Consider the following 17,244-nt stretch of genomic DNA (forward strand, 5'->3'; position numbering starts at 1 on the left):
GGGGGGGGGGGCTGCGCGGGCCCGGCGCCGGCCGGCTGCAGCGCCGCATCAGGGGTACGGGGCTGAATCGAGATGCGGTCCCGCCGCGTGAGCACGACCAGCCCGTGCAGCCCCCGCCACGTGGGCACGACCAGCCCATGCAGCCCCCGCCACGTGGGCACGACCAGCCCATGCAGCCCCCGCCACGTGGGCACGACCAGCCCGTGCAGCCGCCGCCACGTGGGCACGCCAGCCCCCACGCACCCCACACTCACCCGACCACCGCCACCGCCCCTGTTACCACCGCCCCCGCTTCGCCTCCATCGCCGCCTTCCCCTCCGCCCCCCTCTTCTTCCAGTCCTTCTTGATCTCGGACCGGAGTCGTGCGTCCGTCTTCGCGACGATCCACTGGTTCTCCCGCATCAGCTTGCGGTAGCTCTCCAGCCGGCGCACGGGCAGTTCCCCGGTCTCCACCGCGAAGCGCACCGCACAGCCCGGTTCGCTCTCGTGACCGCAGTCGGAGAACCGGCACTCCTCCGCCAGTTCCTCGATCTCGGAGAACACCTGCCCGACCCCGGTCCCGGCGTCGAACAGGCCCACGCCGCGCAGTCCGGGCGTGTCGATCAGCACGCCCCCTCCCGGCAGCGCCAGCAGGTTGCGGGTGGTCGTGGTGTGCCGCCCCTTGCCGTCGACGTCCCGGGCGGCCCGGACGTCCATCACGTCCTCGCCGACCAGCGCGTTGGCGAGGGTGGACTTGCCCGCGCCGGACTGGCCGAGCAGTACGGACGTACCGGAGCAGACGAGGGCGACGAGGACGTCCAGGCCGTCCCCCGCCACCGCGCTGACGGTGAGGACCGGCACGCCGGGCGCGCTCGTCTCGACGTCCTGGACGAGATGCGCGAGCGTCACCGGGTCCGGGACCAGGTCGGCCTTGGTGAGGACCACGACCGGCTGTGCCCCGGACTCCCAGGCCAGCGCCAGGAACCGTTCGATGCGGCCGAGGTCGAGTTCGACGGCGAGGGACACCGCGACGATGGCGTGGTCGACGTTGGCGGCGAGGATCTGCCCCTCGGACCGCTTGGAGGAGGTGGAGCGCACGAACGCGGTACGGCGTGGCAGCAGTGTCCGCACGTACCGCGGGTCGCTGCCTTCGGGGTCGACGGCGACCCAGTCCCCCGTGCAGACGACCTTCATCGGGTCACGAGGTACGACGAACTCGGTATCGGCACGAATGACGCCTGCCGACGTGACGACATCGCACTGCCCACGGTCGACCCGCACGACACGGCCGGGCAGCAGACCCTGTTCGGCGTGCGGAGCGAACTCGGCGGTCCAGCCTTCATCCCACCCGTAGGAAGCGAGGGCGTGCCGGCCATCAGAAGTGGCGGAGGTGTTGAGCGAAGTGTGGAACAAGGGAAACCCTTCGAAGGGTGGCCCCGGCGGCGCGCTCGGCGCGCGGAAGATGTGTGGGTGTCAGCCGGAGACCACAGGGGCGGAAACGATGATGAACTTCTGAATGCGGGCAGCACCCGTCACCGTGACAGTCATCAATGTCCTCACCTCCTGCTTCCTCAACGGACCAACGCCGTCTCCTCGGGAACGGAACACGACCGTGCCCGGGGACGAGGAAACCGTAGCCTCGCCCCAGGGCACGGCGCCAGCGATTAACTGTCCGGCGGTCATCCGTACGACACCCGCGGTCGACGGACCGGCCTCAACTGCGCAGACAGGTTCCCGGCCGCGACCCACCGTCTCGGATCCGCGGGGGCCCCGGCCGGGGTCCGGTCAGGCGGTGGCCACCGCGCACTTGCCTCGATCGGCCTTCATCGGTCCGGCGGCGCTCGGACGGACCTCGAAGTCGAACATGGCGGTGGGTACGTACAGCGAGCAGCAGGCGTTGGGGATGTCGACGATGCCGCTGATGCGTCCCTCTATGGGGGAGGAGCCGAGCAGCAGGTAGGCCTGCTCTCCGCTGTAGCCGAACTTCTTGAAGTACTCGACGGCGTTGAGGCAGGCCCGGCGGTAGGCCAGTGTCGCGTCGAGGTAGTAGTTCGTGTCCGTGTCGTGGTCGACGGAGATCCCGATGAAGGTGAGGAACTCCGTGTACCTCGGCTCGACGTTGCCCGGAATGAACACGGGGTTGGTGGAGATGCCGTACGTCTCCATGCCGCCCTTGATCAGGTCGACGTGGAAGTCGATGAACCCGCCCATCTCGATGGCGCCGCAGAAGGTGATCTCTCCGTCGCCCTGGCTGAAGTGCAGGTCGCCTCCGGACAGCTTCGCGTCCTTGACGTGTACGGGGTAGAAGACTCTCGATCCGCGGGTGAAGTTCTTGATGTCGTGGTTGCCTCCGTTCTCGCGCGCCGGCACCGTGCGTGCGCCTTCCTCACTGATGCGGCGTGCCAGATCTCCGGTGGCCGTACCGGCGAGTGCGTTGGAGGCGTCCGGCGGGACGGCGAGGGGCGGGACCCGGTTGGGGTCCGTGTCGATCAGCGCCTTCTCGCGGGCGTTCCAACGGGCGAGCATCTCGGTGGACGGGGCGGTTCCGAACAACCCGGGGTGGGTGATCCCGGTGAAGCGAATCCCGGGAAGGTGACGGGAGACGGCCTGCTGTCCGTGGAAGTCCCAGACCGCTTTGTAGGCGTCCGGGAAGTAGTCGGTCAGGAAGCCTCCGCCGTTGGCCTTGGCGAAGATGCCGGTGTAGCCCCAGCCCTGTCCTGCCGCGTCCCCGGTCTGCTGCGGCACGGGGCCGAGGTCGAGGATGTCGACGACGAGCAGGTCGCCGGGTTCGGCGCCCTCCACGCCTATCGGGCCGCTGAGCATGTGAGGGATGGTCAGGTCGATGTCGCGTACGTCGTTGGCGGTGTCGTTGTTGCCGACCTGGCAGTCGGTCCAGTCGCGGCACTCCATGCGGAACTCCGCTCCCGGCTTCACCATGGCGGCAGTGGGGATGTCCGGGTGCCACCTGTTGTGGCCGGGCACGGCCTGGTCACGCATCGACTTGCTGTGGTCCACACTGAAGAGAATTTCAGGCATGAGAACTCCTAGATTCTGACCCGGTCACGTTGGCGCGCCCGCACCTCCGACCCGCGGAGCCGATGAGGTCGGCCGGGGCGTTCTATGGGTGCGCGGCCACAGCCCCGCGAACACCACGACGCCGAAGACCGCCAGTGCGATGGCGATCTCGGTGGGGTGCTTCCAGTAGCCGGAGAGCAGCAGCGCGGCGGGAATCACACCGGTCACCCAGCCTTCGATCGCCGTCACCCAACCGGTATAGATCTTGAGGTCGTCCTTCTTGAGACCGAGCAGCAGGAAGAACAGGAACCACAGATAGGCCCAGTAGAGCCAGATGACCCCGAAGGGGTAGTCCTTGAGGAGCCGGAAATTGGCGTACGAGTATCCCAGGGCGGCAACTGCCACGAACAGCGAGTAGTAGCCGACGCCGGTGCTGTCGAGACCGGTGAGCAGGCCGATACCCACATAGAGGTAGGTGAACCCGAAGAGGTAAATGCCGGATGCCGCCAGGATCTTCATGGGGTCATCGTTGGCGGTGAAGATGAGGTAAGTCGGCGTCAGTACCTGCAGCGCGCCTATGAAAAGGTTGAACACCGCTCCTGCTCGGGCATCGACCTTTCCGAGCAGCAGCAATCCGTTCATGAAGAGCACCGCACCGACGAAGAGCAGTCCCACGTTTCCCACGGGGACACACCTCCTAAGTCCGCGTGGGGAGTGGAATCGCGTGACGCCAGAGCCGCCGGTGAGCCGCCGAGGATACGGCTCGGCTCCCGGCCCGCGTTGCGTGATTCCGCATTCCGCACACCGCTGCGGGAACGACCTCGTGTTCCGATGCCGAAACCCGCGTGAGACGTTCTGTCTTGTCCACCACCGCCTTCAAAGACGCGGCAGCCGCGAGAGCGCAGGGTGAGGATGCGGGTGCACCCTTCTGCGTGGCGGCAGTTGGGAGACCACTGCCGGAGCCTCACGCGCCTGTTCCTCCCGGACATGGAGGGCGGCGACCGCGTGCGAGGTCAGCGTGACCCCGGGCGAGGAGTACACACGTCTCGCAGCGCCTGTGCAGACAGGGCAGCCATATGTCTTGGGCGCCGTCCCGATCGCCAACTTCACGTCGAAAGACCCACATCGGCTGCATAGATATTCATAGGTTGCCATCAAGGCCTCCGAATACCGGTGGACGCTGGCAAACCCGAGTGCCTGCGGTGCGCAACCGACCAGCGCACGCCACAGCACATTTCCTACTTTCCAGGAGACGTCTCGTAAATCCCGGTGTCAAGTACCGGACGACCTGGCGCGGACCTTCTCACGACGACGCGACGGCAAGCGCCGCCGCTGCTGCCGCAAGACCCACCGCAATACTCGAAACGGCGTACATCAGGGATTTGCCGACCTGCCCTTTCTCACACAGGTGGACCAACTCGTAACTGAATGTGGAGAACGTCGTATAGGCACCGCAGAAACCGACACCGGCAATGACCACGACCTGCTGCGGCAGTGCGTGCCGTGCGCCGAGGCCCACCAGCAGCCCCAGCACGAACGAGCCGGTCACGTTGATCAGCCACGTTCCGCGCGGGAACGCGCCCGGGCTGCGGTACTGCACGTACTGGTCGAGGACGTAACGCGCAACCGCCCCGACGGCGGCCGCCGCACCGACGGCGAGCAGGGTGATCACCGTGTCCACCAGCCATGCCGGCGGGCGCGCCCGCGCCGCGCGTCGAGCCGAATGCGCCGGGCCCATGTCAGCCTCCCGATGACCAGGCCCAGAACGGTGGCGGCCAGGCCGGCGAAGAGGCTCCCGAAGATGTTCGACGCCGCGGCCGCGTAGTGGCCGTGGCCCAGCAGGCGATCGGTGTCGACCATCCAGGTCGAGAAGGTGGTGAAGGCGCCGAGGAAGCCGACGGCGGCGAACGGCCGCACGTACCGCGTCGGGGGCCAGATCTCGAGCACATACACGAGCAGCAGCGCCAGCACGAACGCCCCGGACACGTTGACGGCGAACGTCGTCCACGGGAACCCCACCCCCGGGGCGGGGAAGGCCAGCACCAGTGCGTAGCGGGCCGTCCCGCCCAGCAGGCCGCCGAGCGCGACCGCCGCGAGGACGCCCCCGCGCAGACGTGCGCGGAGCGGCTCCCGAACTCCTGTCAAAAGCCTCATCGAATAACCGCATCCCTATCCACCGGAACACCTCCCCATTATCCCAGGGGATTGCAGTGCCGACGCACACGCGACTAAAATTCAAGATCATCGGTGTTCGACCGGCTTACCGGTGCCCTACCCGTTCACAGGATCAGTGGCCCCACCGATGGAGGACGGCCATGGCAAAAATCCTTGCGGTGCTCTATCCGGACCCCGTGGGCGGCTATCCGCCCGACTACGCCCGCGACCAGATTCCCACCATCAGCGGCTATCCGGGCGGTCAGACCGCGCCGACCCCGCAGGCCATCGATTTCACCCCGGGGCACCTCCTCGGCTGCGTCTCAGGAGAACTGGGGCTGCGCCGCTTCCTGGAGGACCGGGGTCACACCCTCGCCGTCACGAGCGACAAGGAAGGGGCGGACTCCACCCTGGACCGCGAGCTTCCCGACACCGACGTGGTCGTCTCGCAGCCGTTCTGGCCCGCCTATCTGACCCCCGAACGCATCGCCGCGGCTCCCCGCCTCAGACTCGCGATCACCGCGGGGATCGGGTCGGACCACGTCGACCTGCCGAGCGCCATCGCCCAGGGGATGACCGTGGCCGAGGTGACGTTCAGCAACAGCATCAGTGTGTCGGAGCACGCCGTGATGCAGATTCTCACCCTCGTGCACAACTACATGCCGGCGCACGAATGGGTGACCACCAAGAAGGGCTGGAACATCGCCGACAGCGTCTCGCGCGCCTACGACCTCGAAGGCATGGACGTCGGCGTCCTCGGCTCCGGCCGAATCGGCCAGGCGGTACTGCGCCGCCTCAAGCCGTTCGACGTCACGCTGCACTACTGCGACGTGCACCGGCTGGACAAGGAGGTCGAGGAGGAGCTGAAGCTGACCTGGCATCCCGACGCCCGTTCGCTGGCCTCCTCCGTCGATGTGCTCTCGATCCACACTCCACTGCATCCACAGACACAGAACCTCTTCGACGACGAGCTGATCGGGGCCATGAAGCGCGGTTCGTACATCGTCAACACGGCACGGGCGCTCATCGTCAACCGGGATTCCGTGGTGCGGGCCCTCGACAGCGGCCAACTGGCCGGTTACGCCGGTGACGTCTGGTACCCGCAGCCGCCACCGCCCGACCACCCCTGGCGCACCATGCCCTACGAGGCGATGACGCCGCACGTGTCCGGGTCGACCCTCTCGGCGCAGGCACGCTACGCGGCCGGTACGCGGGAGATCCTGGAGTGCTGGCTCGACGGTCGTCCCATCCGCCCGGAGTACCTGATCGTCGAGGGCGGTGGGCTCGCCGGGACAGGAGCGAGTTCCTACACGGTCGCCGGATGACCGGCACGGGCGGGGATGACGTCCGACGGACGAGAAAATCAGCGGCAGATCGAATAGAAGATCCACCAATCCGGCTGTGAGCCGATTCACCCACGGTTTACTGGACGGGTACGGGCGAAACCTTTAGCGTCCATAAATAGATTGTTTTCCATATGCAGGGATACCGGCGCCGCAGGTAATCTCTCGTAAGAAAACCAGGCGGACGCCGGGAAGGTGGATCAGTGAGCATGGACGCAGTGTGGGTCCGGGGCGTGACCGGCATTCAGATGCACCACGTGACCGACCTTCAGGACGCCGGCAGGTTTTTGGGCAACGCGGCGATGGCGCTGCGGGCCGCGCACGTAAGGACCGGCGCCGACCGGTACTCCGGCATCGCTGCCGAGCTCAAGGCTCTGGTGGAGCGAGTACGCGAGCTGGAGGACGAGGCGCGGTCGAGCATGCACGAACTGCACTCCGCCGACCCCGAGCGGTTCATCCGTTGCCGGGACGGCCACGAGCCGTGGCCCGGCGAGATCCCGGCAGGATTCATCCCGCGCCACACCTGCAAGGACGAGTGCCTCTACCACGACCGCGGGGTCCTCGACGCCATCATGCAGTGCACCTGCGGCCGACCGCCGTGCCGGGCCTGCGAGATCGGCGGGAAGCTCTGACGAGCCCCGGGGCTCCCGCGGCTTCGCGGCCGGTACCGGACAGGCCTGCTCGGTGTATGCGGAACCCCGGCGCGCACCTCGATGATCCACGACGGGCCGTCGAGTTGTGCTAAGCTATCCGTGTTGCAGTTGTGGTACCCATACACCTATGTGCGCCTGACGGGAATATTCCTCCTGCAGGCGCATTGTTTGTTCTCCGGCATCTCCGGATGGGGCCTCTGCCTACAGAACGGAGAAGGTCATGGCACAGGGAACCGTGAAGTGGTTCAACGCCGAAAAGGGTTTCGGCTTCATCCAGCAGGACGGCGGCGGCCCCGACGTCTTCGCCCACTACTCGAACATCGCGGCCCAGGGCTTCCGTGAGCTCCAGGAGGGCCAGCGGGTCTCCTTCGACGTCACGCAGGGTCAGAAGGGCCCGCAGGCGGAGAACATCGTCCCCGCCTGATCGCCGGACGCGTATCCCCTCACCGGGGTCAGCACCGCCATGGTGCGGACCCCGGTTTGTGCTGTTTCCAGGAAGGCAGAAAGCTGCATGTCCCGTAGGTCCCAGAAGCCGAACCGGCGCGCCTCGTCACCTCCACCGTCCGCGTCGTCGCCAAGGGAGTTCCGGCTGCCGGAAAACACGACACCCGCGCTTCCCGCAGTCGAGGACTTCGCCGGGCTGGACATGCCCGCGGGACTGCTGAAGACACTCACCGCGCAAGGCGTCACCACCCCTTTCCCCATCCAGGCCGCCACGCTGCCCAACTCGCTCGCCGGCCGTGACCTGCTGGGACGGGGGCGCACCGGCTCCGGCAAGACCCTCGCGTTCGGGCTCGCGCTCCTGGCTCGCACGGCCGGACTGCGCGCGGAGCCCAAGGCACCCCTCGCCCTCGTGCTGGTGCCCACCCGTGAACTCGCCCAGCAGGTGACCGACGCGCTGACCCCCTACGCGACCGCCGTGAACCTCCGGCTGGCCACCGTGGTCGGCGGGCTGTCCATCACCAAGCAGGCCAGTGCGCTCCGGCGCGGCGCCGAAGTACTCGTGGCGACTCCCGGCCGGCTCAACGACCTCGTGGAACGCGGGGACTGCGTGCTCGGCAGCGTACGCATCACGGTGCTGGACGAAGCCGACCAGATGACCGACATGGGCTTCCTGCCGCAAATCACCAAGCTGATCCAGCAAGCACGGCCCGACGGACAGCGCATGCTCTTCTCGGCCACCCTGGACCGCAACATCGACCGCCTGGTGCAGCGGTTCCTGACCGACCCCGTGGTGCACTCCGTGGACCCGTCCGCGGGGGCGGTGACCACCATGGAGCACCACGTGCTCCACGTCCAGGACGAGACCGACAAGAAGGCCGTCACCACGCGCATCGCCGCCCGTGACGGCCGGGTCATCCTCTTCCTCGACACCAAGAGGTCCGCCGACCGGCTCACCAAGCGGCTCCTGGCCGTCGGCGTCCGCGCGGCGGCACTGCACGGCGGCCGCTCCCAGCCGCAGCGGAACCGGACGCTGGAACAGTTCAAGAGCGGCCAGGTCACCGCGCTGGTGGCGACGAACGTCGCGGCCCGGGGCATACATGTCGAGGACCTCGACCTCGTCGTGAACGTCGATCCCCCCGCCGACCACAAGGACTACCTCCACCGGGGCGGCCGTACGGCCCGCGCCGGCGACTCCGGCAGCGTCGTCACACTGGTCCTGCCCGACCAGAAACGGGACGTCACCCGGCTCATGTCGGACGCGGGCATCCGCCCCCGGACGGCCCGCATCACGTCGAGCGACGCGGAGCTGGCCACCATCACCGGCGCCCGCGAGCCTTCCGGCGTGCCCGTCATCATCGAGATCCCCCAGCCGACGACACCGGCTGCATCCCGCCCGGACCGGAAGGCCGACGCCGGGCGCGGCAGGCGGTCCGGCCGCCGCCGAAACGGCGGCGAGCCCGGAGCGGCGACAGGCGCTGCCACCGGGACGGGTGGCCGGGGCTCGGACCGCCGGGCCCCGGCCGGGGCTGCGGCAACCGGTGGCACTTCCGCAACCGGCGGGCGTGGTTCTGTCCGCCGGGCGGGAACCGCCGGGGCCACGGGTGGAACCGTCGGCGCGGGCGGCCGCGGTTCCGGCCGCCGGGCCGCGGCCGGTGCGGCGACCGGCACTGCCTCCGGCAAGGACGCCCGCGGTTCCCGCCGACGAGCGGCGGCCGGCGGAGCCACAGGCGGCGCTGCCGGCACCGGCGGCCGCGACTCCGGGCGCCGGGGCGGCCGCCGCACCTGAGGCCACGGCGTAGGGCCAGTGCCGAGGTTCTACCTCGGCCGGCCACGCACGCAGTGCGGCCAGAACAGATTTCGTACTGCGTCGAGGTCTTCGGCGAGGGTTGCCGCCGGGGGCCACGGCGCCCCGGTCGCCGGTGCAGGGGACGGTGTCGTACCGGGCACGGAATGATTGCGGCATGGGCTTCCCGGCACGATGGCGCCGGGGCTGCGGCAGCATGACGGCCCATGAGCAGAGACCGCTACGTCGACTTCCTGCGCGCGTGGGCCATCGTGCTGGTGGTCCTCGGCCACTGGCTGATCACAGCCCTGGTCCGGGAGCCCGGTGGACAGATCACCGCCCCGGAACTGTTGGCGGCCGTGCCCTGGACCCAGTGGTTGACCCTCGCGTTCCAGATCATGCCGCTGTTCTTCCTGGCCGGGGGCCATGCCGCGGGCGGTTCCTGGCCGCGGGCCCAGGCGGCCGGGGGTACGGCCGCCGGGTGGCTGGGGCGGCGGGCGTTGCGGCTGCTTCTGCCGACGGGCCTCTACAGCGCTCTGGTGCTGCTCGCCGTCGGTGTCTGTTCGGTGGCGGGCGTGGACACGGGCACGCTGTCGCTGGTGGGTTGGGCGATGGCCATGCAGTTCTGGTTCCTGCCGGTGTATCTGCTGCTCAGCGCCCTGACGCCGCTGATGTACGCGGCACACCGGCGCTGGGGACTCCTCGTCCCGCCGGTGATGGGGGCGGTTGCCCTGGCCGCCGACGTGCTCGTGGTGACGGTGCACGCGCCGTATGTGGGACTGCTCGACTACGTGCTCGTATGGGGTGTCGCCTATCAGCTGGGCTTCTGCTGGCGGGACGGTCTGCTGACCAGGCGTCTGCTCGTGCCGGTCGTGATGGCGGCGGGCGGCGCGGTGGCCTTTGCCGCGCTCGTGGCCCTCGGCCCCTTCCCGGTCAGCCTGATCCTGGTGACCGGGCAGGACCCCAGCAACACCAATCCGCCGTCGGCCGCGATGCTGGCGTGGGTGGTGACCCAGGTCGGGCTGTGCCTCCTCGCCGCGCCGGCGGTGCGACGACTGCTGGACCGCGAGCGGGTGTGGCGCGTGGTGCGCCCCGTGGGAGCGACCAGCATGACCCTGTATCTGTGGCACATGCTGCCGGTGCTGGTCGTCGCCGCCGTGTTCTACCTGACCGATCTCGCGCCCGAACCGGCCCTCGGGTCCGCCGCGTGGTGGGGGCTGCGGATCCCGTGGCTGCTGGTCCTCGGCCTCGTCCTGGCCTGCGTCGTGTCCGCGCTCCGGCCCTTGGAACGCGGGCTGGCCGTGCTGTACGAACGGACCACTCCGGACGTCGGCCTGCAGCATGCCTGGCCGCTGTGGCTCGGCCTGGCCATGGACATCGCCGCTCTGGGCCGCTTTGCCGTGCGGGGCTTCGCGCCCGACGGCCGACTCCCCGTCCTGCCCGCCATGGGCCTGGCGTTGGGCACGGCGTTGGTGTTGCTGACCCGGTGGACGACGGTACGCCGGGTCGAGGAGCCCAGTGCGGCCAGGGCTCCGGGCCGGGTGTGAGAGCAGCGGCCGGAGGAACGCCGTGATCGCCGGGAGACTCCGCAAAACCCCGGCGCGCGGCTCGCTGTTCACTCGGCGGGCAGCAGCTCTCCGGATACGGTGTGCCGCCCGCCGCCACCGAATGACCCGGACGGCCGTCCCGACCGACCTTCCCCACCCGTCCCCATCGACCTCCCCGCCGTCGCCACGGACCTTCCCCACCCGTCGCCACCGACCTCCCCACCCTTCCCCATCGACCTCTCCGCCGTCGCCACCGACCTTCCCCACTCGTCGCCACCGACTTCCCCACCCTTCCCCATCGACCTCTCCGCCGTCGCCACCGACCTTCCCCACCCGTCGTCACCGACCTCCCCGCCGTCGCCACCGAACTCGCCCCGGCGCCGCACGGCCTCCCTATACGGCGAACGGTCCCGGCAACTCCCCCGACCCCCGCTGGATCAGCCGGGTCGGCATGACCACCGTGCGCGGTGGTGAGACGTCGCCGTGGATCCGGGCGAACAGCAGGTGTGCCGCACTGGTCGCGAGCGCCACCGGGTCCTGGGCGATCACGGTGACCGGCGGGGTCAGCCGGTCCGCTAGTGCGAAGTCGTCGAAGCCGATGAACGCGAGGCCGGCCGGGAGGACGGTGAGGGCGCTGAAGGCGAGGATCTCGTTGCCGGCCAGCAGGGCGGTCGGCGGGTCGTGCAGGGCCAGCATCTCGGTGACAGCCCTGGCCGCCTCCGGGCCCGGCCGCAGGCCGTCCCCGACCAGTGCCGGGTCGGCGGCGATACCGGCCGCCGCGAGCGCGGCCAGGTAGCCCCGCCGGCGTTCGCCGAACGTCCAGATCCGCGGTGTGTCGCCGATGTACCCGATCCTGCGGTGGCCGTGTGCCACCAGCAGGCCCACCGCCTCGCGCACCGCGCCGAAGTTGTCGACCACCACAGCGTCCACGTTCAGCCCGGGTGCCGCCCGGTCCACGCAGACGATCTTCGTGCCCTGCGCCTGGGCCGGGCGCAGGAAGCGGTGGCTGCCGGCCGCCGGGGTGAGGATCAGGCCGTCGACCCGGCGAGCGGTGAACGCGGCGATCACCTCGCGTTCCCGGCGCAGGTCGGCGCGGCTGGAACCGATGAGCATGACGCTGCCGCGCTGCCGGGCGACGTCCTCGGCCGCGGAGGCGACCGCGGCCATGAAGGGGTCGGCGACGTCGTCGACCAGTAGCCCTATGGTCTGGCTCAGTTCGTGGGTGCGGCGCAACTGGCGTGCCACGTCGTCGCGTTGGTAGCCCAGTTTGCGGACCGCGGCCTCCACCCGCGCGGCGGTGCGCGGGGCGACGGCCGCATCGCCGTTGACGACCCGGGACACCGTCATCGCGCTGACGCCCGCTTCCGCGGCAACGTCCTTCATGGTCGGCCGGGTGGCTGCCACGCCACGTCCTCCACCTGCGTCACGTTTGAGCGTCGACTCGTTAACGTTACCAACTCGACGGCATATCAACAGACGTGCAAATAGGAGGAGTTGAGAAGCCGGACGAGCCGGTCCCGGATCGGCTGCACCACCCTTGACACCCCGCTGTGAGCGCCCCAAGAATCAGCCAAGCTGTTAACGATACCAACCAGAAGGCACAACATGGCCTCTGCAAGGGAACCACTGCTCACGGCACATGGTGTGGTCAAGCGTTTCGGCCACGTCCAGGCGCTCCAGGGCGCCGATTTCACGGCATACCCCGGCGAGGTCGTCGCCCTCATCGGCGACAACGGCGCCGGCAAGTCCACTCTGGTGAACGTCCTGTCGGGCGTCCTCGCCCCCGACGCAGGCGAAGTCCGCCTGGACGGAGCGCCGGTGCGGTTCTCCGGGCCGATGGACGCACAGCGGCAGGGCGTGGAGACGGTGTACCAGGATCTGTCGCTCGCGCCGGATCTCGACGCGGCGGCCAACCTCTATCTCGGCCGCGAGATCGTGCGCGGCGGCCTGCTCGGGCGGGTCGGCGTCCTCGACCGGCCCGCGATGCGCCGGGAGGCGGTCAAGGCCTTCGCCGAACTCGGCGTGGAACTGAAGGATGTGACCGCTCCGGTGACAACGTTGTCCGGCGGCCAGCGGCAGTCCGTCGCGGTGGCCCGGGCGGTCGCGTTCGCCAACAAGGTCATCTTCATGGACGAGCCGACCGCCGCCCTGGGGGTGGTCCAGCGCGCCCGGGTCCTGGAGACCGTCCGCCGGGTCGCCGACCGTGGCATCTGCGTGGTGCTGATCAGTCACAACATGCCCGAGGTGCTGTCGGTCGCGGACCGGGTGGAGGTACTGCGGCTGGGCCGGCGCGTCGCGTCGTACACCGCGGCGGACACCACGATCGAGGAGCTCGTCGGGGCGATGACCGGGTCCCTGGACGGGCCGGGCGGAGGCAAGGAAGCGGAGGACGCACGATGACGGCCGAGAGCGAGAAGGCCCCCGTGGCCGTCGGCAGCCGTGCCGGGGTGCCGGACTGGCTCCGGCGCGCGGCAACGCTCAACGAACTGTGGACCTTTGTGATCCTCCTGGCGCTGGTGGTGTTCTTCACCATCGCGGCGCCGGGCAAGTTCTTCACCACGTACGACATCACCCAGATCGCCGTGAACGCGGCCATCTACCTGGTGCTCGGCGTCGGCATGACGTTCGTGATCATCACGGCGGGCATCGACCTGTCGATCGGCTCGGTGCTGGTGCTGGCCGCGGTGGCGGCGGGTGAGTACAACCTCCATCACGGCGGCCCGGCGTCGGGCTGGGGCACGGTCGCGATCTGCGTCGTCATCGCGCTGGCCGTGGGCACGGCCTGGGGCGCGCTGCAGGGCGTGGTGGTGGCCAGCGGCAAGGTGCCGCCGCTGATCGTGACACTGGGCGGGCTCGGCGCGGCGCTGGGGATCGCCGAACTCGCCACCGGCGGCCAGGACCCGGCCGGTGCGGCCTCCACACATCTGCAGAACAGCCTCGGTTTCGGCAAGCTGCTCGGCATCCCCTGGATGGTGATCCTGGCCGCCGTGGTGACCGCGATCTTCGGCGCGGTGCTGGCCGCCACCCGGTTCGGCGATCACACCCTCGCCATCGGGTCGAACCCGACCGCCGTACGGCGGGCGGGTATTCCGGTGGGCCGGCATCTGGTGAAGGTGTACGGCCTGATGGGGCTGCTGGCCGGGCTGGGCGCGGTGATGTGGCTGGCCTCGTACGGCACGACGTCGATCGCCGGGCACTCCACCGACAACCTCAAGGTGATCACCGCGGTGGTCCTGGGCGGTACCAGCCTGTTCGGCGGGCGGGGTTCGGTGCTGGGCACGGTGATCGGTGTGTTCATTCCGGCGGTGCTGACCACCGGGCTGATCGTGATCGGCGTCCAGCAGTACTGGCAGGACGTGGCGGTGGGCGTGGTGCTGGTCGTGGCCGTCTACATCGACCAGATGCGCAGGAAGACCAGGGAACGCGCATGACGCCGTCACGCAGGACCGCTTCGCGTGGCACGGAATCGCACAGGACAACTCGATCGCGCAGGACGACTCGTTCGCGTACGACAAGGAGAACTCTGTGATGGGGAGCATTCGCAGCAGGCGCGGGTTGCTGGTCGCGGTGGGCACGGTGCTGGCCCTCGGCGCGGCCTCGGCATGCGGTTCGTCGGACGGCGGTGGCGGCTCGGGGAGTTCGGGCGGCGCCAAGGGCAAGAAGGTCCGGCTGATCACGGGGGTGAAGAGCGACCCCTTCTACATCACCATGACCTGTGCCGCGCAGCAGGAGGCCAAGGCCAAGGGGATGGACTTCACGGCCGACGGTTCCGCGCAGTGGGACGTGTCGGTGCAGCGCCCGCTCCTCGACTCGGTGGCGGCGGCCCGGCCCGACGGGCTGCTGATCTCGCCGGTGGACACCAGCGCGCTGACCCCGTCGCTCAAGCAGATCCAGTCGGCGGGCACCAAGGTGGCACTGGTGGACACGACGGTGAGCGACGACTCCGTCGGGATCACCCGGATCTCGTCGGACAACGAGAAGGGCGGCCGGGTCGCCGCCGACGCGCTGGCCAAGCTGATGAACGAGAAGGGCTCGGTCATCGTCATCAGCGTCAAGCCCGGCGTGTCGACCACCGACGCCCGGATCAAGGGCTTCACCGAGGAGATGGGCAAGTACCCGAACATCAAGGTGCTGCCGACGCTCTACGACAACGACCTGCCGGCCACCGCGGCCTCCCAGATCCAGTCGACGCTCGCCGCCCACCCGGACCTGGGCGGGGCGTTCGCGGGCAACACCAACACCGGTACGGGCATCGCCACCGGGCTGAAGCAGGCCGGCAAGCAGGGCACGGTGAAGGTGGCCGCGTTCGACGCCGAGCCGGACGAGGTCGCCGCGCTGAAGGCCGGCACCCTCCAGGTGCTGGTCGCCCAGGACCCGGCGGCGATCGGCCGGCAGGCGGTGGACCAGCTCGCCGACTCCTTCGAGGGCAAGTCGGTGAGCAAGTCGATCGGCACCAACATGGTGGCGATCACGAAGGACAACATGAACGACCCGTCGGTCAGCAAGTACTTCTACAAGTCGCAGTGCTGACATGAGTGTTTGACATGGGGGTTTGACATGCGTGTGGGACATGCGTGTGTGACATGGGTGTCTGACACGCATGGCGGACACGCGTGTCCGACACGACCTTCCGGCAGCCGGTCAGCGGCCGGGTGGACCCGCCCTCTTGGGTCCGCCCGGCCGCCGGTCGTACCGCCCGGCCCTGCTCAACTCGACGAGCAGGAGCCGCCGTTCAGCGTGAAGGCGAACGGCGAGGAGTTGCTGCCGCTCCAGGTGCCGAGGAAGCCGAAGGACAGGGTGCCGTTCGCGGAGACCGACTGGTTGTAGTCGGCGGCGTCGGCGGTGACCCGGCCGCCGCTCTGGCTGACGCGCGCGTCCCACATCTGGGTGACCTTCTGGCCGTCCCGGAAGGACCACTGGACCCGCCAGCCGGACAGGGCCCGGGTGGTGGTGACGGTGACGGTGGCCTGGAAGCCGTCGGTCCACTGGTTGACCAGGTCGTAGGAGACCTGGCAGGTGGCCGCCGCGGATTCCGTGGGCGAGGGAGCGGGAGCGGCGGAGGCGGTGGCCTTGCCGCCGGTGCCCGCCGTGGCGGTGGAGGTGCCCTGGGGCTCCGGGTCGGGGTTCTCGTCGACCGGTTTGCGCGTGGTGGCCGAGGAGGACGGTGCGGCGGAGGACTTGTGGGTCGCGGGCGGGTCGGTGGACGGGGGCGGCGCGGAGGTGGGGTCGGCGACCGGCTGGCGGTCGTCGTGGGAGGCGGTGGCGGTGTCGTCGCCGGAGCCGCCGCCCATCGGCATCATCGACACGCCGAGCGCCACCAGCGAGATCATGACCGCGGCGCCGAGCAGCCCGTGGCGCAGCACCCGGCCCCGGCCGGCGCCCTCCTTCGGGTCGCCGCCGTCGTGGTCGCCGGTGCCCGGGCGGCCCGTGCCGAGCCGTACCTCGGTCGCGCGGCGGCGGCGCTCCAGGTAGGCGAGGCCGCCCCAGCCGATGACCCCGCCGGCGAGCGCCGCGGGCAGTCCGCCGCCGTGCAGCCGCAGACAGGCGGCGGCCTCGGCGCACTGCACACAGGTGGCGAGGTGCCGGGAGAGGTCCTCGGGCGTGTCGGCCCCGGCGGACCGGGTGACCGCGTCCAGGAGGCGGGCGTAGCTGCGGCACTCGGCGGCCATCGGTGTGTCTACGTGCGCGCGATGGCAGCGGTCCCGGAACAGACCGCGCACCTGCTCCAGTTCCTGGGCGGCGACGGCCGGGTCGAGGCCGAGCCGGCGTGCCACCGAGGGCAGCGGCAGCGCCTCCACCTCGGCCAGCCACAGCAGTGAGGCGTCCGCCTCCTGCATGTCGCGCAGGCCGCGCAGGGCGACGGGCCGCTGCAACGGCGGACCCGTGTAACGCGCGGCCTTCTCGGAGTTGAGCCACAGCCTGAGGTCCGGGTCGAGCTTGTGACCCAGCCCTTCGGCCTCCCAACCGGCCGCCGTGTTGCGGACGGCGGTGAGCAACAGCGGGATCATCGGCAGCCGGGCGGCGCGCCGTCCCACGTTGCGGGCGGGGGTGAAGTCCGTGTCACGGGCCTCGCGCATACCGAGGGCGAAGGCCTCGGTGGCCAGTTGATTGGCCGTCAGAGAGCCGGACGTGCACAGGTCGGCGTAGGAGAGCACTGCGTCCCAGCATTCGGAGAACAGCGCTGCCTCGGCGGCGTCCTGGGGGATCGGCAGGTCGGGCATGGGTCTCCTGCATCGAAAGCGAGGTCAACTCACCACATCGGCAATGGAGTTGGGGGGAACCTCGCGGCAGGACCCGAGCTTTTCACGTCTCCTGCACAACTGACA

16 protein-coding genes are annotated in these 17,244 nt (G+C 69.7%); 8 read left to right on the forward strand and 8 right to left on the reverse strand.

Annotation, left to right across the window (positions count from 1 at the left end; genetic code table 11):
• Positions 1-276 precede the first annotated feature (276 nt).
• The 6 genes from rsgA to AB0D59_RS18520 form a co-directional block, all read right to left on the reverse strand.
• Positions 277-1,392, reverse strand: a complete 1,116-nt coding sequence (gene rsgA, locus AB0D59_RS18495) for a ribosome small subunit-dependent GTPase A (protein ID WP_362565987.1) — start codon at positions 1,390-1,392, stop codon at positions 277-279.
• 372 nt (positions 1,393-1,764) lie between these two features.
• Positions 1,765-3,015 carry a formamidase gene (gene fmdA / locus AB0D59_RS18500; RefSeq protein ID WP_362565990.1) on the reverse strand — a complete coding sequence of 417 codons (1,251 nt, stop codon included), beginning with the start codon at positions 3,013-3,015 and terminating at the stop codon, positions 1,765-1,767.
• Positions 3,016-3,039: 24 nt separating this feature from the next.
• Positions 3,040-3,678 carry an AmiS/UreI family transporter gene (locus AB0D59_RS18505; protein ID WP_362565992.1) on the reverse strand — a complete coding sequence of 213 codons (639 nt, stop codon included), beginning with the start codon at positions 3,676-3,678 and terminating at the stop codon, positions 3,040-3,042.
• A gap of 192 nt (positions 3,679-3,870) precedes the next feature.
• Complete coding sequence (locus AB0D59_RS18510; RefSeq protein WP_362565995.1) at positions 3,871-4,149, reverse strand: FmdB family zinc ribbon protein; 279 nt, start codon at positions 4,147-4,149, stop codon at positions 3,871-3,873.
• A gap of 148 nt (positions 4,150-4,297) precedes the next feature.
• The gene (gene crcB, locus AB0D59_RS18515; protein ID WP_362565997.1) at positions 4,298-4,666 is read right to left on the reverse strand and encodes a fluoride efflux transporter CrcB; all 369 of its coding nucleotides are present in this window, start codon (positions 4,664-4,666) and stop codon (positions 4,298-4,300) included.
• Complete coding sequence (locus AB0D59_RS18520) at positions 4,663-5,148, reverse strand: CrcB family protein (RefSeq protein ID WP_362566000.1); 486 nt, start codon at positions 5,146-5,148, stop codon at positions 4,663-4,665. Before AB0D59_RS18520 ends, crcB begins: the two co-directional genes overlap by 4 nt.
• A 161-nt stretch (positions 5,149-5,309) precedes the next feature.
• Here AB0D59_RS18520 and AB0D59_RS18525 point away from each other — a divergent pair, with 161 nt between their 5' ends.
• The 5 genes from AB0D59_RS18525 to AB0D59_RS18545 all read left to right on the forward strand — a co-directional run bounded on the left by AB0D59_RS18525 (position 5,310) and on the right by AB0D59_RS18545 (position 10,918).
• Positions 5,310-6,473 (forward strand): NAD-dependent formate dehydrogenase, encoded by a 1,164-nt coding sequence (locus tag AB0D59_RS18525; protein WP_362566002.1) that lies wholly within the window; start codon positions 5,310-5,312, stop codon positions 6,471-6,473.
• A gap of 227 nt (positions 6,474-6,700) precedes the next feature.
• The gene (locus AB0D59_RS18530; protein ID WP_351698153.1) at positions 6,701-7,123 is read left to right on the forward strand and encodes a hypothetical protein; all 423 of its coding nucleotides are present in this window, start codon (positions 6,701-6,703) and stop codon (positions 7,121-7,123) included.
• Between the two features lie 241 nt (positions 7,124-7,364).
• Positions 7,365-7,568, forward strand: coding sequence for a cold-shock protein (locus AB0D59_RS18535; RefSeq protein ID WP_362566005.1), 204 nt, complete (start codon positions 7,365-7,367; stop codon positions 7,566-7,568).
• Positions 7,569-7,655: 87 nt separating this feature from the next.
• A complete protein-coding gene (locus AB0D59_RS18540; protein ID WP_362566007.1) occupies positions 7,656-9,374 on the forward strand; it encodes a DEAD/DEAH box helicase in 1,719 nt (572 codons plus the stop codon).
• A gap of 224 nt (positions 9,375-9,598) precedes the next feature.
• Entirely contained in the window at positions 9,599-10,918 is a 1,320-nt protein-coding gene (locus AB0D59_RS18545; RefSeq protein ID WP_362566010.1) for an acyltransferase, read from the forward strand.
• A 393-nt stretch (positions 10,919-11,311) separates the two neighbouring features.
• On the opposite strand, the gene AB0D59_RS18550 is transcribed toward AB0D59_RS18545, so the two are convergent.
• Complete coding sequence (locus tag AB0D59_RS18550; RefSeq protein WP_362566618.1) at positions 11,312-12,301, reverse strand: LacI family DNA-binding transcriptional regulator; 990 nt, start codon at positions 12,299-12,301, stop codon at positions 11,312-11,314.
• Between the two features lie 222 nt (positions 12,302-12,523).
• Between AB0D59_RS18550 and AB0D59_RS18555 the strand changes: the two genes are divergently transcribed.
• The 3 genes from AB0D59_RS18555 to AB0D59_RS18565 all read left to right on the forward strand — a co-directional run bounded on the left by AB0D59_RS18555 (position 12,524) and on the right by AB0D59_RS18565 (position 15,448).
• The gene (locus AB0D59_RS18555; RefSeq protein WP_362566012.1) at positions 12,524-13,318 is read left to right on the forward strand and encodes an ATP-binding cassette domain-containing protein; all 795 of its coding nucleotides are present in this window, start codon (positions 12,524-12,526) and stop codon (positions 13,316-13,318) included.
• Entirely contained in the window at positions 13,315-14,349 is a 1,035-nt protein-coding gene (locus AB0D59_RS18560; RefSeq protein WP_362566015.1) for an ABC transporter permease, read from the forward strand. Before AB0D59_RS18555 ends, AB0D59_RS18560 begins: the two co-directional genes overlap by 4 nt.
• Positions 14,350-14,446: 97 nt before the next feature.
• Positions 14,447-15,448 carry an ABC transporter substrate-binding protein gene (locus tag AB0D59_RS18565; RefSeq protein WP_362566017.1) on the forward strand — a complete coding sequence of 334 codons (1,002 nt, stop codon included), beginning with the start codon at positions 14,447-14,449 and terminating at the stop codon, positions 15,446-15,448.
• Between the two features lie 176 nt (positions 15,449-15,624).
• On the opposite strand, the gene AB0D59_RS18570 is transcribed toward AB0D59_RS18565, so the two are convergent.
• Positions 15,625-17,139 carry a cellulose-binding domain-containing protein gene (locus tag AB0D59_RS18570; protein ID WP_362566020.1) on the reverse strand — a complete coding sequence of 505 codons (1,515 nt, stop codon included), beginning with the start codon at positions 17,137-17,139 and terminating at the stop codon, positions 15,625-15,627.
• Between the last annotated feature and the right edge of the window lie 105 nt (positions 17,140-17,244).

The sequence above is a fragment of the Streptomyces sp. NPDC048417 genome, from assembly GCF_040651615.1.
Classification (GTDB): Bacteria; Actinomycetota; Actinomycetes; order Streptomycetales; family Streptomycetaceae; genus Streptomyces.

What these genes read in the sequence shown, in the direction of transcription:
- AB0D59_RS18555 (WP_362566012.1), top strand. Translation starts at nt 12,524, where the DNA reads ATGGCCTCTGCAAGGGAACCACTGCTCACGGCACATGGTGTGGTCAAG.
- AB0D59_RS18510 (WP_362565995.1), bottom strand. Translation starts at nt 4,149, where the DNA reads ATGGCAACCTATGAATATCTATGCAGCCGATGTGGGTCTTTCGACGTG.
- AB0D59_RS18570 (WP_362566020.1), bottom strand. Translation starts at nt 17,139, where the DNA reads ATGCCCGACCTGCCGATCCCCCAGGACGCCGCCGAGGCAGCGCTGTTC.
- fmdA (WP_362565990.1), bottom strand. Translation starts at nt 3,015, where the DNA reads ATGCCTGAAATTCTCTTCAGTGTGGACCACAGCAAGTCGATGCGTGAC.
- AB0D59_RS18535 (WP_362566005.1), top strand. Translation starts at nt 7,365, where the DNA reads ATGGCACAGGGAACCGTGAAGTGGTTCAACGCCGAAAAGGGTTTCGGC.
- AB0D59_RS18540 (WP_362566007.1), top strand. Translation starts at nt 7,656, where the DNA reads ATGTCCCGTAGGTCCCAGAAGCCGAACCGGCGCGCCTCGTCACCTCCA.
- AB0D59_RS18530 (WP_351698153.1), top strand. Translation starts at nt 6,701, where the DNA reads ATGGACGCAGTGTGGGTCCGGGGCGTGACCGGCATTCAGATGCACCAC.
- AB0D59_RS18560 (WP_362566015.1), top strand. Translation starts at nt 13,315, where the DNA reads ATGACGGCCGAGAGCGAGAAGGCCCCCGTGGCCGTCGGCAGCCGTGCC.
- AB0D59_RS18520 (WP_362566000.1), bottom strand. Translation starts at nt 5,148, where the DNA reads ATGAGGCTTTTGACAGGAGTTCGGGAGCCGCTCCGCGCACGTCTGCGC.
- AB0D59_RS18525 (WP_362566002.1), top strand. Translation starts at nt 5,310, where the DNA reads ATGGCAAAAATCCTTGCGGTGCTCTATCCGGACCCCGTGGGCGGCTAT.
- AB0D59_RS18550 (WP_362566618.1), bottom strand. Translation starts at nt 12,301, where the DNA reads ATGAAGGACGTTGCCGCGGAAGCGGGCGTCAGCGCGATGACGGTGTCC.
- AB0D59_RS18565 (WP_362566017.1), top strand. Translation starts at nt 14,447, where the DNA reads ATGGGGAGCATTCGCAGCAGGCGCGGGTTGCTGGTCGCGGTGGGCACG.
- AB0D59_RS18545 (WP_362566010.1), top strand. Translation starts at nt 9,599, where the DNA reads ATGAGCAGAGACCGCTACGTCGACTTCCTGCGCGCGTGGGCCATCGTG.